This is a genomic window from Nitrosomonas sp. JL21 (genome assembly GCF_009833095.1).
Taxonomy (GTDB): Bacteria; Pseudomonadota; Gammaproteobacteria; order Burkholderiales; family Nitrosomonadaceae; genus Nitrosomonas.
In genome coordinates this window covers 58,849-83,853 of sequence record NZ_QRCB01000009.1, presented here as the reverse complement: position 1 = coordinate 83,853, position 25,005 = coordinate 58,849, and the positions used below count along the sequence as shown (strand labels likewise).

General features: G+C 48.8%; 20 protein-coding genes. 9 read left to right on the top strand and 11 right to left on the bottom strand.

Annotation, left to right across the window (positions count from 1 at the left end; all coding sequences use genetic code 11):
- Positions 1-41: 41 nt before the first annotated feature.
- Complete coding sequence (gene arfB / locus ABF87_RS04015; RefSeq protein WP_160827980.1) at positions 42-509, bottom strand: alternative ribosome rescue aminoacyl-tRNA hydrolase ArfB; 468 nt, start codon at positions 507-509, stop codon at positions 42-44.
- A gap of 476 nt (positions 510-985) precedes the next feature.
- Here arfB and ABF87_RS04010 point away from each other — a divergent pair, with 476 nt between their 5' ends.
- Positions 986-3,814 (top strand): PAS domain-containing methyl-accepting chemotaxis protein, encoded by a 2,829-nt coding sequence (locus ABF87_RS04010; protein ID WP_160827845.1) that lies wholly within the window; start codon positions 986-988, stop codon positions 3,812-3,814.
- Positions 3,814-5,334, top strand: a complete 1,521-nt coding sequence (locus tag ABF87_RS04005) for a chemotaxis protein CheW (protein WP_160827844.1) — start codon at positions 3,814-3,816, stop codon at positions 5,332-5,334. Before ABF87_RS04010 ends, ABF87_RS04005 begins: the two co-directional genes overlap by 1 nt.
- Positions 5,335-5,528: 194 nt before the next feature.
- On the opposite strand, the gene zapD is transcribed toward ABF87_RS04005, so the two are convergent.
- Both zapD and ABF87_RS03995 read right to left on the bottom strand, forming a co-directional pair.
- The gene (gene zapD, locus ABF87_RS04000; RefSeq protein WP_160827843.1) at positions 5,529-6,284 is read right to left on the bottom strand and encodes a cell division protein ZapD; all 756 of its coding nucleotides are present in this window, start codon (positions 6,282-6,284) and stop codon (positions 5,529-5,531) included.
- Between the two features lie 118 nt (positions 6,285-6,402).
- On the bottom strand, positions 6,403-7,332 hold the full coding sequence (locus ABF87_RS03995; protein WP_160827842.1) for a histone deacetylase family protein: 930 nt from the start codon (positions 7,330-7,332) through the stop codon (positions 6,403-6,405).
- 201 nt (positions 7,333-7,533) lie between these two features.
- On the opposite strand from ABF87_RS03995, the gene ABF87_RS03990 reads away from it, so the two are divergent.
- Entirely contained in the window at positions 7,534-8,586 is a 1,053-nt protein-coding gene (locus ABF87_RS03990; RefSeq protein ID WP_160827841.1) for a hypothetical protein, read from the top strand.
- A 54-nt stretch (positions 8,587-8,640) separates the two neighbouring features.
- Here ABF87_RS03990 and ABF87_RS03985 read toward each other — a convergent pair whose 3' ends face one another.
- Both ABF87_RS03985 and ABF87_RS03980 read right to left on the bottom strand, forming a co-directional pair.
- A complete protein-coding gene (locus tag ABF87_RS03985; RefSeq protein ID WP_160827840.1) occupies positions 8,641-9,165 on the bottom strand; it encodes a cytochrome P460 family protein in 525 nt (174 codons plus the stop codon).
- Positions 9,166-9,297: 132 nt separating this feature from the next.
- Positions 9,298-9,663, bottom strand: a complete 366-nt coding sequence (locus ABF87_RS03980; RefSeq protein ID WP_160827839.1) for a DUF6164 family protein — start codon at positions 9,661-9,663, stop codon at positions 9,298-9,300.
- A 285-nt stretch (positions 9,664-9,948) separates the two neighbouring features.
- Between ABF87_RS03980 and ABF87_RS03975 the strand changes: the two genes are divergently transcribed.
- Complete coding sequence (locus tag ABF87_RS03975; protein WP_160827838.1) at positions 9,949-10,785, top strand: SDR family oxidoreductase; 837 nt, start codon at positions 9,949-9,951, stop codon at positions 10,783-10,785.
- Between the two features lie 44 nt (positions 10,786-10,829).
- Here the strand turns inward: ABF87_RS03975 and ABF87_RS03970 are convergent, their stop codons facing one another.
- From ABF87_RS03970 to ABF87_RS03945, 6 genes are all read right to left on the bottom strand, one after another.
- The gene (locus tag ABF87_RS03970; protein WP_160827837.1) at positions 10,830-11,342 is read right to left on the bottom strand and encodes a hypothetical protein; all 513 of its coding nucleotides are present in this window, start codon (positions 11,340-11,342) and stop codon (positions 10,830-10,832) included.
- 141 nt (positions 11,343-11,483) lie between these two features.
- Complete coding sequence (locus ABF87_RS03965) at positions 11,484-11,675, bottom strand: DUF3460 family protein (RefSeq protein ID WP_160827836.1); 192 nt, start codon at positions 11,673-11,675, stop codon at positions 11,484-11,486.
- A 99-nt stretch (positions 11,676-11,774) separates the two neighbouring features.
- Positions 11,775-12,563 carry a polyamine aminopropyltransferase gene (locus ABF87_RS03960; protein ID WP_160827835.1) on the bottom strand — a complete coding sequence of 263 codons (789 nt, stop codon included), beginning with the start codon at positions 12,561-12,563 and terminating at the stop codon, positions 11,775-11,777.
- Between the two features lie 41 nt (positions 12,564-12,604).
- Positions 12,605-12,970 (bottom strand): DUF3135 domain-containing protein, encoded by a 366-nt coding sequence (locus ABF87_RS03955; protein WP_160827834.1) that lies wholly within the window; start codon positions 12,968-12,970, stop codon positions 12,605-12,607.
- 244 nt (positions 12,971-13,214) lie between these two features.
- Positions 13,215-14,705, bottom strand: a complete 1,491-nt coding sequence (locus ABF87_RS03950) for a PAS domain-containing methyl-accepting chemotaxis protein (RefSeq protein ID WP_160827833.1) — start codon at positions 14,703-14,705, stop codon at positions 13,215-13,217.
- Between the two features lie 243 nt (positions 14,706-14,948).
- Positions 14,949-15,416, bottom strand: coding sequence for a YbaN family protein (locus ABF87_RS03945; RefSeq protein ID WP_345789871.1), 468 nt, complete (start codon positions 15,414-15,416; stop codon positions 14,949-14,951).
- Between the two features lie 206 nt (positions 15,417-15,622).
- On the opposite strand from ABF87_RS03945, the gene ABF87_RS03940 reads away from it, so the two are divergent.
- The 5 genes from ABF87_RS03940 (at position 15,623) to rsmG (ending at position 24,985) form a co-directional block, all read left to right on the top strand.
- Complete coding sequence (locus ABF87_RS03940; protein WP_240143507.1) at positions 15,623-16,030, top strand: FKBP-type peptidyl-prolyl cis-trans isomerase; 408 nt, start codon at positions 15,623-15,625, stop codon at positions 16,028-16,030.
- 287 nt (positions 16,031-16,317) lie between these two features.
- Positions 16,318-19,590 (top strand): DUF748 domain-containing protein, encoded by a 3,273-nt coding sequence (locus ABF87_RS03935; RefSeq protein WP_160827831.1) that lies wholly within the window; start codon positions 16,318-16,320, stop codon positions 19,588-19,590.
- Between the two features lie 87 nt (positions 19,591-19,677).
- Positions 19,678-22,056, top strand: a complete 2,379-nt coding sequence (locus ABF87_RS03930; protein WP_160827830.1) for a fatty acid cis/trans isomerase — start codon at positions 19,678-19,680, stop codon at positions 22,054-22,056.
- Between the two features lie 386 nt (positions 22,057-22,442).
- A complete protein-coding gene (mnmG, locus tag ABF87_RS03925) occupies positions 22,443-24,341 on the top strand; it encodes a tRNA uridine-5-carboxymethylaminomethyl(34) synthesis enzyme MnmG (protein WP_160827829.1) in 1,899 nt (632 codons plus the stop codon).
- On the top strand, positions 24,338-24,985 hold the full coding sequence (gene rsmG, locus ABF87_RS03920) for a 16S rRNA (guanine(527)-N(7))-methyltransferase RsmG (protein WP_160827828.1): 648 nt from the start codon (positions 24,338-24,340) through the stop codon (positions 24,983-24,985). The genes mnmG and rsmG overlap by 4 nt, the downstream gene beginning before the upstream one ends.
- The last annotated feature ends 20 nt before the right edge of the window (positions 24,986-25,005 follow it).

The window sequence follows — 25,005 nt, the reverse complement described above, 5'->3', positions numbered from 1 at the left end:
CTGCGATGTATCTAAGGGATTTTTCGTCCGCATGAATTGTATCATTGCTCCTCAATCCTGCCGCGCAGCGATTTTCGCTGGCTTTGCAATGCCTTGCTTTCCAGGCGTTTGAGTTGCGAAGCTCTGGTTGGTTTGGTGGGCGTACGGGCTTTCCGCGGACTTAGGATGCTTCTGATCAGATCGCGTAACCGATTGAGCGCATCTTCCTTGTTCTTGATCTGACTGTTATGCCGCTGCGCTTTGATGATGATCACACCTTCATTGCTGATGCGACTGTCCTTCAATTGCAGCAGTCTTTCCTTGTACTGATCGGGCAATGAGGACGCGTTGATATCAAAGCGCAGATGAACTGCCGTCGCGACTTTGTTCACATTCTGTCCGCCCGCACCCTGCGAGCGGACGGCTTGAGTGTCGATTTCGCTCAACGGAATCGTGAGCTGGCTGGAGATGATCAACTGAGTAGTGTTTCCATCCTGATTATTGCATTGAGTTATCGGATATTTATTCATCATCCCTAATTGAACCACGGAATATTGAGGTCATGTTGCAAGATGCTGTGTCGTTCCTCATCATTTGATTACCGACTGTGTAAATAACAGATTGCAATCATTCGGTTAAAACCAGAAAAAGCAGATAACACATTCGCATCCTCGAAACCCCTATGCGACAGCCTGCTTAATCATCCTTTGTATTTAATCAATGCAATCTTGAATTTTATGCCATTTTTAGCGTAACTCTTCTAAACCATCATCCTGATGTTCATCAATGGCTCAACGAATTCTTGGCGTGCTCGAATTTTAGGATCCAGGACTGAGGATCATGCTGGTAGATTCTGATCGTTCTTCTGCTTCTGCGCAGCAAACGAAGGCATTTAAAAGATGACTGAATTGCCCTCAATTCACGCTAAACCCAGCACTATTTTGGCCGCAATAAGTAGAACAGCGTGAGAGATACTGCACTATAACCCTCAGGAGAACTCGACAATATGTCCGCATTAGCATCTGCAAAAACGAAACCTTTAACAGAGTGTGATCAGCACTATATCGCCAGTATTTACAAAGCCATCGAGCATATTCAAGCGACTATCGAATTTGATCTCAATGGCATCATACTCGATGCCAACGCCAATTTTCTGTCGCTATTCGGCTATGCGTTGGAAGATTTGCTCGGCAAGCATCATGATCACCTGTGCGTGGTGGGTGCTGCAGAGAGCGGTGAAAACACATCGCTCTGGGAAAAGCTTCGAACCGGCGAGTCTGTGAATGGGGAATTCCATCGTAATGCGGCTGATGGGTGTGATCGCTATATTCAAGCATCCTATATTCCGATTCTCGATGCTGCGGGCAAACCTTGCAAAATCGTCCAAATCGCGACGGATGTTACCGGGAGCAAGATCAAATCGCTTGAAGACGACGGGAAAATCATGGCCATCAATCGTACTCAGGCTGAGATCGAGTTCGACCTCGATGGCATCGTTCTCACCGCTAATCAAAAATTTCTGGAAATCTTCGACTACACTTTGCAAGAAATCGCTGGACAGCATCATCGGATATTTTGCTGTGAAACCTATGCTCAGAGCGAAGATTATCAAGCTTTCTGGAATGACTTACGTGCTGGGGAATTCAAACAAAGCGAATTCATGCGTTTGAATCGGCAAGGCCGCTGCGTTTGGTTGCAAGCTACATATACGCCAATTATGAATTCAGAGGGAAAAGCTTATAAAATCATTAAATTTGCCAGCGACATCACCGGTAACAAACTGGCTTCTATTGCCAATGAAGGAAGAATTGCAGCCATATCACGCTCACAGGGCATCATCGAATTCGATTTGGGGGGTAACATCCTAGATGCTAATAAAAATTTTCTGGATTTAACCGGTTATACGCTGGAGGAAATCAAAGGAAAGCATCATCGAATCTTTGTTTGCAAAGAAGAAGCCAACGGAGGCGCCTATCGCGCTTTCTGGCAAAAACTTAGCAAGGGTCAATTTGATGCTGGAGAGTATCTCCGCTATGGAAAAAATGGCAAGAGAATCTGGATACAGGCCAGTTATAACCCAATTCTGGATCTGGATGGGAAGCCTTCACGGGTAGTGAAATACTGTAGTGACATTACGATGGCAAAAATGGAGACGATAGAAATGTCCGCCCGAATGGATGCCGTTTCGAAAAGCAGTTGCTTGATGGAGTTATCGGCCGATGGTCATATTCTCAGTGCCAACGAGTGTATGCAAAATGCCCTCGGCTATGGACTCCCAGACCTCGTGGGCAAACATGAGAGCCATATCCAATTCGAGGAAGACATGCGCACTAACGCCCATATCGATCTATGGCGCTCATTGCGCGAACTCCAACCGGTCAACATCGAAGTCCGGCGCAAGGGTGCCGGTGGTCTCGAGCGTTGGTTTCTGGCTAATTTCAGTCCGATTCTGGGATTCGATGGCATATTGACTAAAGTGATCATCCAAGCGGACGACATTACTGTATCCAAACTCGAGCGTTTGGATATAGATGGGAAATTGCACGCTATCGACCGCTCGCAAGCGATGATCGAGTTCGACATGACCGGCAAGGTTCTTCATGCCAATGAAAATTTTCTCAAGCTCATGGGGTATCGCCTCGAGGACATTCAAGGCCGTCATCATCGCATGTTCGTCGATCCGAAAGAAGCTTCAGGTGCAACTTATCAGTCGTTCTGGGAACGCCTGGCGGGCGGTGAATTTGAAGCGGGCGAGTACAAGCGCGTCGGCAAAAATAATCATGAAGTCTGGATTCAGGCTACCTACAATCCCATTTTTGATCCTTCCGGCAACCCAGTCAGAGTCGTGAAGTTTGCCATAGACATCACCGACAGCAAATTGCACACCTCGGAATTCAAGGCCAAGGTGGCCGCTATCGATCGCGGCCAAGCCGTCATCGAATTTGATCTGAATGGTCAGGTGCTGGAGGCGAATCGCAATTTCCTGGCGGCGATGGGTTATACTTTGCGGGAAATAAAAGGCCAGCACCATAGCATGTTCTGCAGCATGGAATACACACAAAGCAAGGAGTACCGGGATTTTTGGCTTAAATTGAGTGAAGGGGAATTCATTAGCGGGCGCTTTCATCGCGTCGGAAAATTCAATCGCGATGTATGGATCCAGGCTACTTATAATCCCATTTTCGACCTCAATGGCAAGGTAATGAAAATCGTCAAGTACGCCCACGATGTCACCAGTGAAGTGCAACTGGAGAAACGCATCGCAACTGGGGCAGCCGAAATGAATGCCCATGTCCGCGAATTGGTCGAGAGTGTCAATGCGATTGCAACCAATTCCATCGTGGCGGCAGACCTGGCGCATGATTCGTCCACTGCGGCGCAATCAGGATTCGATGCCTTGCAGAAATCGATTGCTGCGATTACCGCTATCCAAGCCAGCTCTTCACAAGTTTCTGAAATCGTTGGCGTCATCGACGAGATCGCGAACCAAACCAATTTGCTGGCTTTCAATGCAGCCATTGAAGCGGCACGCGCTGGAGAGCATGGCATCGGTTTCTCAGTCGTGGCCGATGAAGTACGCAAGCTCGCAGAACGCAGCTCGATTGCCGCACGCGAGATTACCAAGCTGATCGAAGAATCAGCCCAGCATGTCGGCAAAGGAGCCGAAGTGAGCCGCGAAGCCTCTCGCAGTTTTGAAGGCATCATGTCTGGCGTCGCCAAGACCAGCAAGAGCGTGGCGGAGATTGCCGAATCGGCAGAAAATCAAAGCAAAATGGCTAAGCAGGTAAGTTTGCTGATCGATCAAATCGCCCATGCGAAAGAGAAGGAAAATTAATGGAGTCGACAGCAGCAAAGTCAGGGTTCGGTGGCTTTCGTATTGACGGCATGAATCTTGGATTGCCGATGCAAAACCTGCGTGAAGTCATACCTTGCGGCGTGTTGACCAAATTACCTTGCTCAGCCGGCTATGTCATCGGCGGTATCGATCTGCGCGGTGTCCTGGTGCCGGTCATCGATTTGCGCATCGTGCTGGGTGGAGCAGCGACAACGCAGCCTTTTTCCAGCGTCATCATCATGGTGCATGAGAACAAGTTGCTGGGGTTGCTCACGGAGGCCGTCACAGGTGTGTTTACCGGTGATGTGCACGATATCAATCACGCCACTTTTGCAACTGCAGATCAATCGATTTTTTATGGCAGCATACACCGCAATGACGATGGTACATTGGTTAATCTATTGTCCCCGGCAGCTCTGGCCATGCTCAAAGATGTTCCGATGACGCAATGTAATCATTCCGGCAGCGCCATTACCGTTGTTTATGGCGAAAGTACTGGTCAGAAAGAAAAGGCATTGCCGACGTTATTGCTGCAATGCAACCAGATCGCATTTGCCATCGATGCCATGGCGGTATACACGACGTTATCCGATCCTGTGATAGAAAAATCTGCCTTAGCCATGGGCAGTTGCCGCGGCGTCATCGAACACGCTGGGAACAAAGTCCCGGTGCTTGATCTGTTACAAGTCTGCGGCCTGGGAAAGCTCGATTCGGCCATTTCCACTCAGGCGTTCATCCTATTGCTACCCAAGGGTATGGTGGCGTTTTTAGTCAACAAGGTAATCGATGTCGTGCGCATTAGTGCGAGCGATGTCATCGATGTTCCGGATTATGCATTACCGCGACCGGCTTTGTTTACTGGCGCGCTACCCAAATCAGCCCTGCCGGCCGCAGGCACTTTGCAGAAATCGATCCTGGCGTCGCAACTGCTGGTATTGAATAGCGCAGCATTGCAGAGCGATACCCAAATCAGCGCGCTCGCGGATGTCGTCATCATGAATCGGGCCAACGCGCGCCAGCATCAAGCAGCTTCTGCAGGTCATGAAGGGGGTGACCGGAAGCGCAATATGATTACCTACCTGCTTGGTAGTGAGACGGCATCTCCATTTGAGCAAATCCGGGAAATCCTGCCATTTACGTGTGACATTCCGATTTTTGAGCAAACGGGGCCCATGCTGGGCATGATCATCGTGCGCGGCCGCAGTGTTCCAGTGGTGTGCCTGAGCCGACTCATCACGGGGTGTCCTGCGCAGATTTCCTCTACCGCAAGCGTGCTGGTCGTGGAAATCGACGATGAAGCGATGGGATTTGCCATCCCCGCTCTGAAATCGATCGAATCGGTGCAATGGGAACCAGAATTACCGCGCCTCGGCGGACCCGAACATGATGATCTGATGCATGCCATCCACTCCAATAAACTGGCCCAGATTGGGGATGGCAACGCCATTCGCATGCTGCCCGTGCTGGATCTGGAAAAAATAGCCCGAGCATTCCGAACGCAGCAACTCGCATTGGCCTGATCCTGATAGAAATTCTCCTGCCGCAGGTGCCGATAGAATGTCTGTTCAAGCGACTATCCTGTGACGGACTGATGAACCGCTCATTCAATATCCACAGCTCAGTGTAAAACTTGAAGAGTTCTTGCTGCAAGATGCGGCGCACTTCCCTGGGATCGCTGCGAATTGTTTATTAGGAAAACTCAGGCTTAGGATATTTACAGATTACAGAAGGTGATTTCAAACGGAACATCGTCTTCGTATAGCTTGCTTTTCTGACCTGATTGCGCCGGGATGAAGCGGATGTTCAGCGCGTATTTATTGGCGCTGATTTCCGGTACACACGGTAGTTCATCATCGAGCCTGAGCTGTAATAAATGAGCCGCATATTCGACACCGGTTTGCTGGAAAATGCCTTGATTGGCGACGAATGCTGACGTTCTGCCGCTTTTTCTGAGCAGGAACAAGACGATTCCAAAGGCATTGCGCACCGGCAGAAACGGCGCCAGCCACTCCTGGATGTCCTTTGTTCTTTGAGCAGTATCCTGACTGAGCCAATGATGATACGACGGCAGATCAAATGCGCAGCAACCGCCGGGAATACTGATGCGCTGCTTGATCGCCATCAGCCATTCATTCTCGCGCAGATGCTCTCCCACCTTGCCGGGCAAATCAAGCATTTCCCTGAAAGTGATCTGAATGCTGTTGAGCGCGTCGTTCAACGCGGTGTCCGAGACCTGCGGATGCTTGCGGAACATTTCGAGGATTTGTTTCTGCCGCTCAAGCTCCTGGAGTAAATCGGATTTGATATCCGCCCGGCTGGTGATTTCGAGAACTTCGAATAATGCCGCCAGCGCGGCATGGTGCTCGATAGCAGTCTCTTTATTGGAGAAGACATCGATTTTCTTGAATAGGTCTTCCAGTCGTAACAAAGCCCGGATACGTTCATTGAGGGGATGTTCGTAACAGATCACAATGAGTCAGCAATTACAAAGATGTTGGAAGAGTAGAATCTTGCCTCAAGCGCAGGTATTTCACAAATAAAAAATTGGTTTTACAGAGGATTCCTCGGCCGCTTGGCGCACAGCGCATTCAGAACCGGTCGGCATGGAGCACGCGAATATGCTCGGCAACGCAGCGGCCGAGCGCATTCAGCGCATAGCCGCCTTCCAGCACCGAAACGATGCGCCCGTGAGCGTATTTCTCTGCAATCGTTCGGATTTCCCGGGTAATCCAGACATAATCGTCGTCTTCCAGATTCAGTTGCGCCATATCGTCATCGCGGTGCGCGTCGAACCCGGCCGATACAAATATCATGTCGGGCTTGAACGTTTCGAGTGACGGCAGCCATTGGTCAATTACTGCGTTGCGAAAGGCCGAACTATCAGCGCCGCGTGGCAGCGGTAGATTGATGATGTGCTCATTGGCGCTATCCGCGCCGCAGTATGGATAAAAGGGATGCTGAAAGGTTGAGCACAGCATCACCTGCGGATCATCGTGAAAAATTTCTTCGCTGCCATTGCCATGATGCACATCGAAATCCAGAATGGCCACGCGCGACAATTGGTGATGTTGGAGTGCATGCGCAACCCCAACGGCAACATTATTGAATACGCAGAAACCCATCGCGCGATCCGATTCTGCATGATGTCCGGGAGGGCGCACGGCACAGAAGGCATTGTCCACTTCGCGACTTATGACCAGATCGGTGGCGAGCACGGTTGCGCCGGCGGCTCGCAGTGCGGCATCGAGTGTGAACGGATTCATCGCTGTGTCGCCATCGAGCGCCACCAATCCCGATGCCGGTGCGGCTGATCGAATGCTATCGATATAACTTTGCGTATGAACTCTGGCCAAGTGAGCCATATCGGCTAATGGCGCTTCATAGCGGAGCAAATGTGACAATAACCCAGTGGCCTGCAACTGATGTTCTATTGCAACCAATCGCTGAGGACATTCTGGATGATGGTTGCCCATGTCGTGCTTGAGGCAGACTGGGTGAGTGATATAGGCTGTTTTCAAGGTGCTTTCCTATGTGTTCTGCGGTGGTGGCGCGCAACCAAAGTCTGTGCTGAAGCTGCAGCGATCGGTTTCCTAAAGTTTGTTCGGTCAATCGTGCTCTGCCGTGATAAATTACCCATACTCTGGAAATTCAAATTACAGATAAAAACAAAATAATATTATTGATATGTTAGTGCCTTTTTCTGCAGATGGGAGTAATTGATGAATGAGTTTATCGCAACAATAACAAATTTTTTTTCGTTTGATGTGCTTGCTGGCAGGAGCTGGCTGGATTTCGTACAAATCCTGGCGCCTTCTGTGATTTTGATTATCGTATTATTTTATCTGAGCATCATATTCATCAAGTTCCAGAAATGGAGACTTGCCGCCTATGGACTCCTCGCCGTGTTGCTGGTGGTTTATTTACCCTATGAGCTGATTCGCCAGGCTACTGCGCTGGCCAGAGCAGACGCCAATGTCGAGGTGGTGCACAGCAATCTGAAAGGATTGATGAATTCCGCAAACATCAGCTATCTGAATGATGCCGCCAATCACGACGTATCTGCGGAGATTCTGGATGATCTGATCCGCGGCCTTGATCAGAAAAAGAAAAAGGATCTGTTGTTGGTGTCATGGGCCATTTCTGAGAGTGGAAGAAATTCACTGAGTCAATTCAACGATACGCAAAAATCATTCGCCACTGACATCAAGTCCAGTCTCAGCGAAACGAAAGATGAGATTATCCAGTCTCGTCCACCGATTGAAAAAATTTCCGAGACGATCGTGAAACGCTTGGATGGTGATATCAATCAATTGGTAGAGGCGAAAATGCAGTCATTCCGCCAGGAAATCGATCAATCACTGGATAATTTCAACGGAAAAATCAATACTTTTGTTCAAGATGAGCTGAACAATTATCAGGAAAAACTGGCCGCGATCACACAACAAAACGTGGAAGAACTGAGGAATTATTCCGGCAAGGCGAACCAAGCCTTCGCGGATCAGGTCAACAAGATCAATCGTGAATCGCTGCAGCGGTTGGAGGCCACCAAGAAAAGCATCGATGGGATTGGCGCCACCATTGCCGATGTTGATCTGAAGAAAGTCGCGCAGCAAATCAAACAAATATCCACTTCAATGGACGTTGCGCAGAAAAAAACCGATATCCTGTTTGAGTACAATGAATGTATGAGAGCAGCCGGTGTGCTGGATTTGGCCGGTAAGGAAGAAAACTGCCGATCCAAATTGAATCAGAGCATGAGCAGTTTGAAATAGCAATGAAGAGGAAATCTGATGGTTTTTTAAAACCATCAGATCAACGCATCAACATTATTTTTTCTTGACGAAATCAACCAGTTTTTGATAGGTAAATAGATAATCCTGGGCTTGCAATGGGGTATGGCATTGCACGCAGTTCAGGTCGTTGCTTTTGGGTGTGCCATCCGGATTATAGACAGCAAAGCCCCAGTCACCGGTACGATTTTCTTTCGGAAAAGCTGCGTCCCAGTTATTTCTGTTCTCCATCACGGCGACTGCTGCGAGTGAGTCAATTTCAAATTGGCCATCGTTGCCTGCAACCGGTTTACCATTGGCGTCTTTCTTGGGGTTGTAGATTTCCATGATCACGATCGAACCGGGGCCACTTTTATTGCCTTGCGAATAGCTGGAAATGGCAGCGTCATTGGCGTACAGCTTGGCAACCTGCGTTTGGTTTGCGCGGTTCATCGTGCCATATTGGGTAAAGCTTTTTTCATAGCCCTGTGGAAACTTGACGTACTCAGGATCGCCACCGGCACTGGCATACAGCGGAATGGCAAGCAATGAAGCCGCAAGGGTTTTTAAAGCAAAGTTCATGTTTCTCTCCTTTTTAGAATGTTTATCAATAACAGACTTTGGCGCATCATCATACCGCATTCAGTGGGAAATGAGCATTACGAAGCCTGATCCCAATGTAGCCTGGTTGAACGCGGTAGTTTTCAGAGTCTCTCAAGGAAACAGATCCAAAACCAGTTTAGTCGATAAATACAGGACGAGTAACGCCAGCGCCAAATGAATCATGAACGATACGGGTCGTTGTATGATCGAGTCTATCAAGCTTTTGTTTCTGCCCTCCCGCTTCAACTGAGCGTATTCTTTGCGCATTCGGGTTGTGCGCTGATCCTGATAGGCGTCCAGTAACGCGCGTGCCCGCGGGAATTGATCATCATCTTTGAGCCATATCGCTGGCATGGAAACTCCCCAATTTCCGCCAGAGGTTTCGTAAAAATCAATGGCGTTATCAATCAACAGCTCACGGACATCATTGGCCTCATCGTCAGAAACGTTCTGTAAACGGAATAGAATTTTTGCCATGGCTGATTTTTTCTCATGCTATTTTTAAGGAAACTTTCTAAGAACCTATAGTGCCTAACCCTGTCGCTTGAAATCGGTCGTAACATGCTGCATCACTGGTAAACTGCGCTTACTCGCCCAGATTCCTCTTGTTTTGTAGCCGCTCCTCTCCGGATCTGCCCAAAAGCAAGAAGGCAAGAGGCAAATCGGATGATGGGGTTCGATGCTATCGCCGCATCCAATTTTTTGTCAAGCCATCGGAGAATTCACTCTGCATGGCGTTATGTTTAAAGGTTGAACTGATCAATGAAAAAAACCATATTGATTACTGGCTGTTCCAGCGGGATTGGTCATTGTGTCGCCAAGGGTTTGCATGCGCGGGGGTATCGGGTATTTGCAACGGCTCGCAAGCGAGAGAGTGTGCAAGCTTTATTGGCCGAGGGATTGGAAAGCTTCCAATTGAATCTGACAGACTCGAATTCGATCAATTTCGCCTTCGAGGAAGTGATGCGCCGGACACAGGGAGAGTTATATGCGTTATTCAACAATGGCGCATTCGGTTTGCCCGGTGCGGTGGAAGATCTGAGCCGCGATGCACTGCGTGCGCAGTTCGAAACGAATGTATTCGGCTGGCAAGAGTTGACGAATCTCGTCCTACCGGTCATGCGTCGGCAGGGATATGGCAGGATCATACAAAATAGCTCGGTGCTCGGTTTCGTGGCCTTGCCCTTCCGTGGCGCTTATAATGCTTCAAAGTATGCCATTGAAGGTTTGAGCGACACGCTGCGGCTGGAATTGCAGGGCAGTAATATTCATGTCAGCCTGATTGAGCCAGGCCCCATTGCAAGTCAATTCCGCATGAACGCGGTGAAGGCGTTGTCAAAATATATCGACATCACCAATAGTTTTCATCACGAGAGATACCAGGGGGTTTTGAATCGCCTCAATAAGCCCGGCCCGGCTGTGCCATTCACATTACCGCCTGAGGCGGTGCTGGAACGCGTGATTCATGCACTGGAGGCCAGCAGGCCGCAGGCGCGTTATTACGTGACATTTCCTACGCATTTATTCGGTATCCTCAAGCGCATTCTCAGCACGCGTGCATTGGATGTGTTGCTGGCGAAATCCGGTAATAACAATTAGGGAGTCATCACAGCATATCTCGCCAGGTGGCGCGAGCGGCTTGTCTATCTTCGCAACTGGGACGGGGTTCGGTCAGAGGCGCAGTCTCGCAGAATGTCCCAGGCAATGTTGCCGAGATAAGGGTCTCCTTTCAGCGATGCATACACAGTGATGTCATCAATCTGTTTGAGTGTCAGCACAAAGGCATAGATTGGCTCGCCGCTCTGATTGCGCGGACTGTACGGCAGAGTTTCAGGATCAGTCTCGATGGTTACAGCTACCGCATCAGGATTGGTAGGAGAATTGGTTGCATAGACATTAGGAAGGTACCTCAGATCAAACGCATGAATTCCGGATATGGAGGTCTCCGGATCGGTGCGCATTCTAAATTGCAGAACACGCATAAACGACCGTGCATCGGATTGCAATTTATACAAGGAACATTTGCCGAGCGTCGTATGTTCTCCCAATATGTTTTCTTGGTGTCTGTGCAGATCGGGGTTAGCAGCTAAAAACTGCAAGGAGTTAGCGCAGGCTGTCAAAAAAATCAGCATCAATCCCGTGATTGATTTCTTCATATCGATACACTTGCTACCTTCCTGATTGAAGGCCCAGTGGTTTCAAAGCTTTCTTAAAAGTGAAGGGCTTGCGGTGCGAGCTGCTCATTTGATATTTGAATTAATCCTCAGAGAAGACACCGCATCGGCAGTTTTTAGCGATTATTCCCCGCCAAAATAAACATAGGGCTTCATGGGAACTGAGGATTCTTTGAAACGTTGTTGTTCTTCTTTGTTCAGTTTCTTTTCCCACCAAATGTTGCGCGCTTCTTCACGTTTTTTTTCTAACGTTGGGTTTTTGTCGAGGAGCTCGCGTATGAATTTGGTGTGCTCCGATTCGTAACTGTAATCCATTTGTTTTGATCCTTATTTATTCTTTAGGTAGGTAAAATTCAACTTTAGCACAGTCATGAGGGTCTATCCAAGCGGTGCGCAGCTGATGATATTGAGCATTCAAATTTCGAGGTACAGACCGTGGCTCTCCGTGTATTTGCGTAATTTCGATACAAAATCCGGAAACGGCAGATGGTACTGCTCTGCAAGTATCGTTGCTCTGCTTCTCAATGATTTCCACGCCACTTTCCCAGGGCTTCTTTTGAATGCAAATACGATCAGATTTCCCTGAGGTTCCGACAACATCGCTACGACACGACCGTGAAAACTTTCACCGATGCGCTGCAAATAGGTATGTACGCGTTTATCTCGGCTTAACAGGTTCACGACCAGAATACCTTCACTACCAAGTGCTTCATATGCTCGATCATAAAATGACTGACTGCAGAGCGCGGCAATTTGCTGACCATCATCGAAACCGTCGACCATCAGAATATCGACATTCAATGCATCATCTTCGACGAATTGCGCGCCATCGGCCAGCACAACTTGAAAACGGTCATTATTCGCAGGCAATTCGAAGAAATGGGTGGCAGCATCAATCACGTGTTGATTGTTTTCAATCACAATCGTTTTAGTCTGAAGTATGCGATGATAGACAAATTTCGCCAATGATCCGCCCCCTAACCCGATCATTACTACCTGAGCAGGTGAGGGGTTAAATAACAAGAAACTCATCATACATTGGGTATACAGCAACTCGAGTTCATTGGGTGCGTTGATTCTCATGGCGCTTTGCGTCATATTGCCGCCCAAGTGGAGTAATCGCACGCCGTTTTGTTCGCTGATGACAATATCTAAATCACGGCGCGAATTTTTCTTGACGAATCTGGCCGGCTGCTTATTCATCAGACATGGTTGCGGAATGGATTGAAATGAAGCTGTAGAATTTATTTAGTGGATTTATAGTGTTCAAGCGAAAGAACTTTCCCGGGCGGCTTGCTCTTTAGCGCTTTCAAAATCGATCGAGGCTCCCGTAACGCGTTCAGTAGTCCTTTTTCCTTCAGTACATTGTCCCACATGAGGTTAGAAATTTGTATGCAGGCAGCCAGCGGGTTAGCCGCTTGCCTGCGCATCTGGTCAATCTGCCATTGCAAGCCAATCATCCGCTGCCTGAGATGAGCGGGCGTCTTTGCGATTAGATCATCGATTAACTGCTGACGCATAGCTTCGAATTTTTCTGGATTTTGTTGCGCCATTGCCGACCAGGTGTCGAAGTCAAAATCGGAAGGCTTTTCTTTTTTTTCATCTATCATTTTTTCACCATTTTTATTGGAGCATAGTATAGATGAAGTTATGATTGACAAGTAGCGATACCAGTTAGAACTTAGAATGCAATGACTGATATCTTTTGTTCATCGCGCTCATTGTTGAGTGCAGACGTGTTTTAAGAATTCCTTCTTATGTTCTGTTAAGAGTGCAATGCATCAACGAAAGCTAATTTCCCCCTGATCCAATATTAAGTGGGAATCGAACAATATAACCTGCCACAGGACGAAACTAATGAGTCTCTGCCTTGAATTGATCAGCCAGGCCAGAGAGCATTTTGACTTTTGTGCTCATGGCACTGCTGGAGGCTGTGAGTTTTTCCACTAATTGGCCATTTTGTTGAGTGACCTCGTCAATTTGCATAATGGCTTGGTTGATCTGTTCAATGCCATGCGCCTGCTCCTGAGACGATTGTGAAATTTCATCAACGATATCGGCGACTTCCGTCACACTTTCAGTGATCATTTTTAATGATTTGGCAGACTGGCTGACCAATTGCGTTCCATTTTCCACTTTGGCAACACTATCAATGATCATATCCTTGATTTGTTTTGCAGATTCGGCGCTTCGACTGGCCAGATTGCGGACTTCATTCGCGACGACTGCAAATCCACGCCCTTGTTCTCCTGCGCGAGCTGCTTCTACCGCGGCATTCAACGCCAATAAATTAGTCTGAAATGCGATCTCATCAATCACGTTGGTGATATCCGCAATTTTTTTACTACTTTCGTTGATTTCATGCATGGCATCCATGGTGCTGGAAAATACTATTCCACTTTTTTCCGCTTGTTCGCGAGAGTGAATAACGAGCTGAGCAGCTCGTTTCGTATTATCAGCATTTTGCTGCACTGTAGAGGTGATTTGTTCTAAGCTGGATGCGGTTTCTTCCAGACTGGATGCTTGATTCTCAGTGCGTTCGGAGAGGTCGGTATTGCCATTCGCAATATCGGCAGCGGCTTGCTCAAGTACCGATGAAGATTCTTTAACCCGGCCAATCGCCGTGCGCAATTTTGCATGCTGGAATATTTGCACATATTCCAATTGACCTATTTCATCATTCCTGCCGCTATACACATACCGGGCCAATGGATCGTTGGCTATTTTTTCCGACTTTGCCGCCAGCACGCGCAGCGCTTTGAGCATGTGAAAATTAACAGCGGAACAAACTGCGCTGCCGATCATAAACCCAGCCAGCGCAGATAACGGCGAAATAAGTCCGGCACTTGCCAAACCTGCAAAGACAAGGCCAAACACAGATGACGTTGCCAACGCGATCTTGGCAGAAAAACCGATTGGAAATCGCGTCAATTTTACGTCATCGATTTTGGAGCGGCGTTTATCATCCGCTGTTTTTTTGGCCATGACTTGCGCATATAACGCGTCGGCCCGATCCACACACGCTTTTTCGGGTTTAACCCGTACCGACTGATAACCGGCAATCTTGCCATCTTCGTATTGCGGACTTGCGAACGCATCCACCCAATAGTGATCACCATTTTGGTTGCGGTTCTTGACCAGACCCATCCATGCATTGCCTGCTTTTAAGGTATCCCACAACATCGCATACGCTTCAGGAGGCACATCCGGATGACGGATGATATTGTGATTCTTGTTCTTGAGCTCCTCCCAGGTATAGCCGCTCATTTTGATGAAGTCTTCGTTGGCCGATAGGAGAATACCTTTTAAATTGGTCGTGGAAATAATCTCACAATTGTTGTCCATACCCATATCTCTCTGGGTAACAGGTTCGTTGATCCTCATTACTTGCTCACCATGGTTGTTAAAAGCGCAGGAAAGTATCTGTCGGAATAATTTTTAATTTCTTTAATTATTCATCTCTTAATTAACCAATATGATAAATAATCAATAAATTAATAATTGATGCTGTGCTACAGAAAAATAATTGTGGAGTTCAAGGAATCAAGAATAGGAAATTCAACGGAGAGATAGAGATGACGAAAACTGTCAGCGAATTTCTCTGACGGGGATGCGCCAGATAAAGAAAACCAGCGTCAATCCAAGCGCGAACAGCATGGTTTTTTGCCAGACCTCCGGCACGATGATCATCGAGCTGCTGAACGATATCGCCATCAACAGATAAACCCAGCGCTTAACATGACGCGGAATGCTGCGGTGCATGCGCCATTCCATGATGATGGGGCCAGCGATGCGATTCTCTAACAGTTTGCGGTGAAAATGCTCCGAACCGCGGGCAAAACAAGCGGCGGCCAACAGAATGAACGGTGTCGTCGGTAAAACCGGCAGAAATGCGCCAATGACGCCCAACAATAAGGCCAGAAAGCCGATGCTCAAATAGATGGCGCGCACGACAGGCGAAGCATGCAAACTCAGTAAATCGCTGGATTGTGGATTCTTGGCTTGATATTCGTCATTGGCCATGGTGGAAGGGGCATGAAAATGTAGGTATTGCAATTATAAAAACTCAGATGTTCTGAATCAACGAATTAAACAAATCCAATTCGCCTAAAACCCATGACAACACATTATATCCTAAGCGGTTATAATAGCCGTGAGTTGTCTATTTGATGTCAGGTTTGATCATAGTTCATTTTCTGGGGAAATTTATGCGTAATATAAAATACTTATTTAATTTGAGCCTCCTGATAGGCGCCTTTTTCATGTTCACTCAACTGATCGTTATGAATCCGGCGCATGCGGCCGACGATCCTTTATTTCAAAAAATCGATACCAAGGTGGGCGACGGAGAAGAGGCAGAGATCGGAAAAACGGTCAATGTGCATTACACCGGTTGGCTCTACGATGAAACGGCTCCCGATAAAAAAGGTAAAAAATTTGATAGTTCGCTGGACCGCAAGGAACACTTTTCTTTCATGCTCGGCGCTGGCAGAGTCATCAAAGGCTGGGATAAAGGCGTGCAAGGCATGAAAGTGGGCGGGCAGCGCACGTTGATCATTCCACCCTCCATGGCTTATGGGGAACGGGGTGCAGGCAATGTCATTCCACCGAATGCGACATTGATTTTTGATGTCGAACTGGTGGGCCTCAAAGCTGGGTCGCACCACTAACCAGTTGCATAGAATAAGCTTGGAGAAGCTTTGAAAAGGCCAAGAGCGATACAGAGATCCCGGCAACCCGCGCAGTTCATGAATGATCAAGATAGGTCGAGCCTCGCTGCAATGCAATCTGACCGATGGCGAGCGCAGGGATTTTTCAGAGCTTCTCAGTGCATGGATTATTTGAAGGAATGATTTTTCAGAAGGCTCATGCGTACAAGGCAAATAAAAACTGAGCATTACACAACATATTGGCTTGGCCTGCCTGTGGGCTTGTAGCTATCAAAAGGAGTATCGCGATGACCACGACTGTACGGCAGCGTTTCATTTCCCATAAACGGCTGATCATCAGTGTCGGTGTGATCGCGGCGCTGATTCTTCTCATCGCAGCGTTGAGCTATTTCTGGTTGCCGGGGTACGCAAAATCCCAGATTGAGGAACGCTTATCCGAAATGCTGCAGCGTCCGGTCAGCGTAGCGAAAATCGAAATCAAACCGCATACGCTCGAGTTAATCGTTCAGGATTTTCGCATTGGCAATAGAATCGATGAGCCGGAAAAGACGGAATCGCTGTTTTCATTTGCAAAATTGCATATTGATGTCAGTATCGAATCGATAACCCGGCGCGCCCCGGTCGTCACTGCATTTTCAATCGTGGAGCCAAGGCTGCATATCGTTCGGGAAGCAGAAGACCGTTTCAATTTTTCCGATTTATTGGAAAAGTTTAGTCAACCTGCCGATGACAGCCCCAAGGAAAAAGGCTCTGCGCAGTTTTCCATCAGTAATATCGTGATACAAGGCGGGCATTTCGGTTTTGATGATCAGTACAAGAAAGCCGATCATCAAATCAGCGACATCAATCTTGGCATCCCAATCATTGCCAATTTTGAAAGCACACTGACAAGCTGGATCGAGCCGCATTTCAGCGCAAAAATCAACGGTTCGCCTCTGAAGCTCGATGGCAAGTTACGACCCTTCACTGATAAACAAGAAGCGACATTGGCAATCAAGCTCACTGAGCTGGATTTGATGGAACTGAATCACTACGTACCATTTCCGAAGGGCATCCAGTTGCGGTCGGGATTCTTCGAGAGCGATTGGATGATTACTTTTTCACAAGCCCATGAGCAGACTCCTGAAATTACGCTGACCGGAAACTCGGCGTTACGGCGATTGGCGCTCAAGAATGATGCGGTGGAAGTACCTTATCAAGCGAGCCTGAAGCACATGCGCGCTGAGCTGAAGAAAATCGACTTAACCGGTAAAGCTCCTTCGCATATTCAATTGGTTATCGATCAGGCCGCGATACTGCCGGATAATGCGAAAGAGCCCGCGCTATCGCTGGCCGAACTTGAAATCGATCAGATCATCATCGACAACGCGGCACATAAGATCGAGCTGGATGACATCACATTGAACCGTTTGCGCACAACGTTACGGCGCGATGCCACTGGCGCGATCGACTTGACGCGGCTTTTTAATCCCAAGGATGGCAAGACTCCGGTAGAAGCCCAGCAATCTCCTCGCTCCAAAAATACTGCCCGTGCCCCCGGCAAAATAAAGCTGGCGAAAGCGCCTATTCCTGCCAGAAAACCCGATCCCCGCTCAGCAGCTGTAAAACCAGATCCGGCGCCGCAAGTGGTTGAAGAAGCGAGCGGCGAGAAAAAATCACCCGTCCCCAATGATAGTCCATGGGTTGCACAGATTAAGCGCGTGAATCTCAAGGCGGCGTCAGTGCGCTACGACGATATGACCTTGACCAAAACGCCACCGATGGTGATCGATCCTTTGGATATCATGGTGGAAAATATTGATCTGAGCGGCAAGAAGCCGTTAAACATGACGATCAATGCCCGCGTCAATGAGCGGGGACGGATGAAAGTGAATGGAGCATTGGCATGGGCTCCTTTGATGACGGATCTTGTCCTCGATCTGGATTCGGTGGATCTCGTGTCTTTGCAAGGCTGGGCGGGAGGTAAGCTGAAGGCGCTGATCACCAGCGGTGATGTCTCCTTTGTAGGCAAGCTGAAAGCGCAGGATGGTGATCCGCTGAAGCTGCTTGTGAATGGTGAAGCGAAGCTTTACAACCTGAATGTATTTGATCCGAATATCGCTCAGGATTTGTTCCGGTGGAAAAAAATGGATGTCAGTGGTTTGAACGTGACCACGGATCCCATGCGGGTCGATATCAAAACGATTCAATTCAGCGATTTCTTCGCGCGCATGACCCTACTGCCGAGCGGTGAGCTGAATCTGGTGCACATCGTGCAGATCGATCAACCGCTCGAGGTTGACGTAGCACCTGCAGGCAACAAGAATGCGGTTGAAGTCAAAGTCACCACGCCGGATATCGAGCCGGTGAATGTGTATCAGGTCAAGCCGCAGGAAGAAACATTCATTCAAATTGGAAAAGTTATATTACAGAACGGTAATATCAATTTTCATGACCGGTTCATCAAACCGAATTATCGTGCCAATTTGACCGGACTTAAGGGGCAGATCGGCCCGTTATATCCAGGTAAATTCGGCGTCATTGATATTCATGGGGCGTTGGATAAAACCGCGCCTTTGCAAATCAAAGGGAAAATAGAGCCCTTCAGCTCGGAATTCTTTCTTGATTTGGCTGTTAACGTGAAAGACATCGATTTGCCGCAATTCAGTCCTTACTCGGGAAAATATGTCGGATACGAGATCGAAAAAGGAAAATTATCCGCCGATGTGCAATATCATGTCGAAAAAGGCGCGCTGACGGCAGAGAATAAAATCTTTCTCGACCAATTCACGCTCGGCGATAAGGTTGAAAGCGAAAGCGCTGTCTCGCTTCCGCTTGACCTTGCCCTCACCATTTTGAAGAACCGTCGCGGCGAGATCAATCTTCATCTGCCGTTGAGCGGTTCGATCAATGATCCGGAATTCGATATTGGCGCGCTGGTCTTCAAGGCGTTCGTCAACTTGATCACGAAAGCCATTACTGCGCCGTTCGCATTGCTCGCTTCTGCATTTGAGGGCGGCGAGGAGCTGTCTGAAATTTCGTTCACACCAGGTTTTGCCGAGATTGATGAGGCAGCCGCGAAACGCCTGGAAACGCTGGCGGAAATTCTGAACGATCGCCCATCACTTGATTTGGAAATTTCTGGTCATGCTGATGCCGCAGAAGATCATGAAGGACTCAAACTCGCTATATTGCAAGATAAGGTGAAAGCACAGAAGCTGGCGGAACAGACTAAAAAGGGAATTGCCAGCGGCGCGATCGAAGATCTCAAGCTAACACCCGAGGAATATCAGAAATATCTTGAAGCGGTGTATAAAAAGGAATCATTCGAGAAACCCAAGAATGCCATCGGTTTGACCAAAAGCCTGCCGGTTCCGGAAATGGAACGGCTTATCCTCGAGCATCTACAGATCAATGAAAGTGATTTGGCTGGATTAGCCGAGCGCCGCGCCACTGCGGCGCGTAATTGGTTAGTCGAGACTGGTAAAATTCCAGATGAGCGGATCTTTATCGTCGGCAGTCACGAATCGGAAGAAAGTGAGCAAAAGACGGGAAATCGCGCCGAGTTTCTACTTAAATAAACAAATTTTATCGATCTGTGCCAATGGTTTCGTGGTAAGGGATGCCTGTGCCCGGAGTTAATGATATTTCAAATGGAGTGTGTATTCATGGGTGTTCCACATCGATTCCTGGGTGTGTTGTGCGGTTTGTTTTTATTGGCGGCATGTCAGAATAATCACCCATCGATCGTTGATCACTCATTTCCTGCACCGGCACCAGTTCCTCTACCCGCGCCCGTTGAGCGTCCAGTGTCTTACACCAAGGAAATTAAACCGCTCATAGAATCCAAGTGCTTGTCCTGTCACAGTTGTTATGACGCGCCTTGCCAGTTGAAGCTGGAGAGCTCCGAGGGGTTGCAGCGTGGCGCATTTCATGAGTCGATTTATGGCGGGGCACGCACCGAAGCCATGCCACCTACCCGCCTGGGGGTCGATGAAACGACGGTTTCCGGCTGGCGCGAACGCGGTTTTTATTCCGTGCTCGAAGCGGACAATGAGCAGTCTCAACCATTGATGCTTGGAATGATTTCTCTGGCCAAACAATCTCCATTCCCGCCGAATAGTAAATTACCGGATTCGCTCGAACTGGGGATCACGCGGAAAAATCAATGCGTTTCTACGGAAAAATTTTCCGAGTTTGCACGAAAATTTCCGTTGAGTGGCATGCCCTTTGCAGTCACCGGCTTGAATGACGACGAATATGCCCTGCTGGCCGGTTGGATTCAGCAGGGCGCCGAGATTCCCGATGAACCGGTAACGCTTGCGGTTGCAGAGAAACAGGCCATTCGCCAATGGGAAGCATTGCTCAATCGCAGCGACAAACGCGGAAAATTAGTGGCTCGCTGGTTGTTTGAGCATCTGTTCATGGCGTTTCTCTATTTCCCTGATGTGAAAGGAGAGTCGCGTTTTTTTGAAGTCCTGCGTTCCGCCACACCGCCGGGTAAAGACATAGAGCCGATTGCTACCGTCAATCCGAACGATGATCCGATGAGGCCATTTTTTTATCGCTTGAGGCCAATTTCGGGAAACATCGTTCATAAACGTCGAATCAACTATCCGTTGAATCAAGCCAAGTTGCAACGGATCGACGAGTTGTTTTTCAAAAAAAACTGGCAGGTAAGGAATTTGCCGGGATATGGTTATACCGAGCGCGCCAATCCATTTGTAACCTTTGCCGATATCCCCGCCTCTTCCCGTTATCAGTTCATGCTGGATGATGCCGAATACTTTGTGCGTACCTTCATTCATGGGCCGGTATGCCGTGGGCAAATTGCGACTGATGTGATCCGCGATCATTTCTGGGTGATGTTCCAGGATCCGAAATCGGATCTTTTCGTCACTGACGCGCCCTATCAGCGCAAGACCATCCCCTTGTTGGGAATGCCTGGTCAGGATGACGATTTGCTGGCGATGGGTGAAAACTGGTTGCGCTATCTCGGGAAGCATATGGATTATTCATCACTGCGGCAGAATCACTATACCACGGTCCATTCGAAAGGCGCTGCATTGAGCCATGTCTGGAATGGTGGCGGGAAAAACAAGAATGCTCTGCTGACTATCTTTCGTCACCATAATAGTGCCTCGGTTGTCCGCGGATGGGCAGGAGATGAACCGCAAACGCTGTGGTTGATGGATTATCCATTGCTTGAACGGACTTATTATGAACTGGTCGTTAATTATGATGTGTATGGCAATGTGGCCCATCAGGTATTGACGCGACTTTATTTCGATCTGATACGGAATAGTTCGGAACATAATTTCTTGCGGCTCATGCCGGCGGGGGAACGAAAAGCGGTATTGAGCGATTGGTATCAGGATCTGGGCAAATTGAAATTTGGCCTGTTTTACGAAGACATCGACGATGCATCGCCATCGCAAGAAAAATTCATCACCGATGATCCCAAGCATGAACTGGTGGCGCGGATGCTGGCGCGATTCAAGCCCGTCAATGATATGGCGCATGATCAGCTGAATCGCTGTCAACAGTCGGAATGCAGCCGTTCCGGGCAACCGGCGTGGATTCAGCGCATTGACCAAGCGCTTTCCGCACTTGCGGCACGTCCAGCATCAGAGCTGAGTGGCATCCTGCATCTTCCGGAAGTCACTTTCGTGCGTGTGCGCGATGAGCATCATAAACGCACTGTTTATACGTTGTTGAGGGATCGCGCGCACAGCAACGTGGCATTCATGCTCGGGGAACAATTGCGCTTCCAGCCGGCAAAAGATCGTCTCACTATTTTTCCGGGCATCACCGGTAGTTATCCAAATTTTATTTTCGATATGGTTGACTCGGATATCGACGATTTCGTGTCTCAGTTGGCGAATGCTAAGACCAGTTCACATTTCGAGCAAATCGTGAATAAATGGGGAGTCAGGCGAACACATCCCAACTTCTGGGAAATCCTGCACGATATCACTGCCTGGCAAAAAGAACGGCAACCGTTGTTGGCAGGTATTTTCGACATCAATCGATATGAAAATTTCTGATTCTTTTTTCCTTTTTGCGTTGCGATGAATACAGGGGACGAGGTCGATGGCGTTCGCAGAACGCCAAGTGTCAAAGCTTGCATTCATCATTCTGCTCCACCTATAATCGCAACCTGAATAGACTTTTTTGTACAGACTGCTGAAAAGGTTTCACGTGAAACATCTTCCTTATAACATCCTTCTCGTCATCGTTAAAAACTTCTGAGAAAGGAAACGCGCGGAACAAGCGATGATCAGGCAAGGAGAAACTGGGTGAGAAAGTGCAATTTGCCGGTTGTAAGGGAGATTTTTAGCCGGGTTTCAACGCAGCTTCGCCGATAAGTGCGGGCGCAGTAGTTTTCAGAATTTCTTCAAAATTTGATTATGCACATCCGAGTGTCAGCATTATGAGCAGCCATGCAGAATTCGATATCATCGTCGTCGGCGGTGGACATGCGGGCACCGAAGCTGCATTGGCCGCAGCGCGAATGGGATGCAATACCCTGTTATTGACGCATAACATCGAGACCATCGGGCAGATGTCGTGCAATCCGTCAATCGGTGGAATTGGTAAAAGCCATCTGGTGAAAGAAATTGATGCGTTGGGCGGTGTCATGGCCATGGCAACCGATGAGGCAGGGATTCAATTTCGCGTGCTCAATTCCAGTAAAGGGCCTGCGGTGCGCGCAACCCGCGCGCAAGCCGACAGAGTGCTATATCGGCAAGCTGTACGTCAGCGCATCGAAAACCAGCCTCATTTGCGAGTGATGCAACAGGGTGTGGATGATTTGATCATCGAGCACGATCGCGTGCGAGGCGTCGTCACGCAACTCAGCATTAAAATCCATGCGCGAGCCGTTATCTTAACTGTCGGCACATTTTTGGCGGGATTGGCGCATATCGGCAAGACGAATTTTAGAGCCGGGCGTGCCGGAGATCCACCCTCTTTGACGCTCGCCCAGAGGCTGCGCGATATGGAATTCCCAGCAGGCCGGCTAAAAACCGGGACGCCGCCACGTATCGATGGCCGAAGCATGGATTATTCCAAGTTGACGGAACAACCGGGCGATCAACCCACGCCGGTGTTTTCCTTCATGAACGTAGGTTCTCAGCACCCGCCCCAAGTTTCCTGCTGGATCACGAGCACGAATGCCGCTACCCATGACATCATCCGCGACGGATTGGTCGATTCGCCGCTATTTACCGGGAAAATCGAAGGTGTCGGGCCGCGCTACTGCCCGTCCATTGAAGATAAAGTGGTGCGTTTTTCAGAGCGGCAATCACATCAGATTTTTCTTGAGCCCGAGGGGCTGGGCACGCATGAGATATACCCGAACGGTATTTCCACCAGCCTGCCGTTCGAGGTGCAAGTGAAATTGATCCACTCGATAGCGGGCCTTGAACAGGCGCACATCACCCGCCCAGGATATGCCATCGAATATGACTATTTCGATCCACGCAATCTGAAGCGCTCGCTCGAAACCAAAACTGTCGAAAATTTGTTTTTTGCCGGCCAGATCAATGGCACAACCGGCTATGAGGAAGCGGCTGCACAAGGTTTGCTGGCCGGCCTCAATGCGGCGCTCAGAATTCAGGAAAAAGACGCGTGGTCGCCCCAGCGCAATGAAGCCTACCTGGGGGTATTGGTCGATGATTTAGTGACGTCCGGAGTCACTGAACCGTACCGTATGTTCACCAGTCGCGCCGAATATCGCTTGCAATTGCGAGAAGATAACGCCGATTTGCGGTTGACGGAAATCGGACGGAAGCTGGGCTTGGTGGATGACCGACGCTGGGCAGCATTCAGCGCCAAACAGGAAGCCATTATCCATGAACAGCAGCGGCTGGATTCCATCCGGTTGTGGCCGGGCGTGCTGCCCGCAGAAGATGCGATTCGTGTGTTGAGTAAAGGTATCGAAAAGGAATATACCCTGACAGAATTGTTGCGTCGACCGGATGTGACCTATGCGTCATTGATGACGCTACCGGGCACAGGCATGGCCGTCACCGATCCGCAGGTCGCTGAGCAAGTGGAAATCCAGACAAAATATCATGGTTATATTCAGCGTCAGCAGGAAGATGTTGCCCGCCAGGCGCAATATGAAAATACCGTGCTGCCCAAGGACATCGATTATTGCCAAGTCAAGGGGTTGTCGAATGAAGTGCAGCAAAAATTAAATCAGCATAAACCTGAAACTCTGGGTCAAGCCTCGCGAATTTCCGGGGTCACCCCTGCTGCGGTTTCGTTATTGTTGGTGCATTTAAAGCGTGGTTTGGGCATGGCTGACAACAAACAACGCGCATGAGCCTGGGGCAGCAGATCGAGCAATGCCTGCAGAAGCTTGGCGATGATTTTCCGCTTCAGGACCCATCGCTCAATGACTCGATCGAACGATATCTGTTGCTGATCGAAAAATGGAACCGGCTTCATAACTTGACCGCGATCCGTAAGCCACAAGATATGCTGGTTCAGCATGTGATGGATAGCTTAGCAGTCGTGCCTTATTTGATCGGTTCGCGGATCATCGATGTCGGCAGCGGCGCAGGCTTGCCCGGCATTCCGATTGCCTTGGCAAGACCGGACTGGGATGTGATTCTGGTAGAAAGCAATCAGAAAAAGGCGGCTTTTTTGCAGCAGGCGAAAATTGAACTCGCATTGAATAATGTGGAGGTTGTCGCGCGACGGATCGAGGACGTTCAATGGCCTGAAAAAATAAATGTCATCATTTCACGCGCATTCTCCGAATTGGGAGAATTCCTGCGCTTGACCGCACGGCTAAGTCCGCACGAGAATGAAGACTGCCGCTGGATTGCAATGAAGGCCCGTTGTTCCGAGGCTGAGCTTGCCCAGATTCAGCCTCCCTTTGTGCTTGAACGCATCGTGCCGCTAACTGTTCCGGATCTGGATGCGCAACGGCAATTGATGATGATCAGAAAACAAACGCGGTAATACATGGCGCAGCTTTGATT

Excerpts from the sequence above, each read along its gene's own strand:
- arfB (WP_160827980.1), bottom strand. The coding sequence starts at position 509 with ATGAATAAATATCCGATAACTCAATGCAATAATCAGGATGGAAACACT.
- ABF87_RS04010 (WP_160827845.1), top strand. The coding sequence starts at position 986 with ATGTCCGCATTAGCATCTGCAAAAACGAAACCTTTAACAGAGTGTGAT.
- ABF87_RS04005 (WP_160827844.1), top strand. The coding sequence starts at position 3,814 with ATGGAGTCGACAGCAGCAAAGTCAGGGTTCGGTGGCTTTCGTATTGAC.
- ABF87_RS03990 (WP_160827841.1), top strand. The coding sequence starts at position 7,534 with ATGAATGAGTTTATCGCAACAATAACAAATTTTTTTTCGTTTGATGTG.
- ABF87_RS03985 (WP_160827840.1), bottom strand. The coding sequence starts at position 9,165 with ATGAACTTTGCTTTAAAAACCCTTGCGGCTTCATTGCTTGCCATTCCG.
- ABF87_RS03980 (WP_160827839.1), bottom strand. The coding sequence starts at position 9,663 with ATGGCAAAAATTCTATTCCGTTTACAGAACGTTTCTGACGATGAGGCC.
- ABF87_RS03975 (WP_160827838.1), top strand. The coding sequence starts at position 9,949 with ATGAAAAAAACCATATTGATTACTGGCTGTTCCAGCGGGATTGGTCAT.
- ABF87_RS03970 (WP_160827837.1), bottom strand. The coding sequence starts at position 11,342 with ATGAAGAAATCAATCACGGGATTGATGCTGATTTTTTTGACAGCCTGC.
- ABF87_RS03965 (WP_160827836.1), bottom strand. The coding sequence starts at position 11,675 with ATGGATTACAGTTACGAATCGGAGCACACCAAATTCATACGCGAGCTC.
- ABF87_RS03960 (WP_160827835.1), bottom strand. The coding sequence starts at position 12,563 with ATGAATAAGCAGCCGGCCAGATTCGTCAAGAAAAATTCGCGCCGTGAT.
- ABF87_RS03955 (WP_160827834.1), bottom strand. The coding sequence starts at position 12,970 with ATGATAGATGAAAAAAAAGAAAAGCCTTCCGATTTTGACTTCGACACC.
- ABF87_RS03950 (WP_160827833.1), bottom strand. The coding sequence starts at position 14,705 with ATGGACAACAATTGTGAGATTATTTCCACGACCAATTTAAAAGGTATT.
- ABF87_RS03940 (WP_240143507.1), top strand. The coding sequence starts at position 15,623 with ATGTTCACTCAACTGATCGTTATGAATCCGGCGCATGCGGCCGACGAT.
- ABF87_RS03935 (WP_160827831.1), top strand. The coding sequence starts at position 16,318 with ATGACCACGACTGTACGGCAGCGTTTCATTTCCCATAAACGGCTGATC.
- ABF87_RS03930 (WP_160827830.1), top strand. The coding sequence starts at position 19,678 with ATGGGTGTTCCACATCGATTCCTGGGTGTGTTGTGCGGTTTGTTTTTA.
- mnmG (WP_160827829.1), top strand. The coding sequence starts at position 22,443 with ATGAGCAGCCATGCAGAATTCGATATCATCGTCGTCGGCGGTGGACAT.
- rsmG (WP_160827828.1), top strand. The coding sequence starts at position 24,338 with ATGAGCCTGGGGCAGCAGATCGAGCAATGCCTGCAGAAGCTTGGCGAT.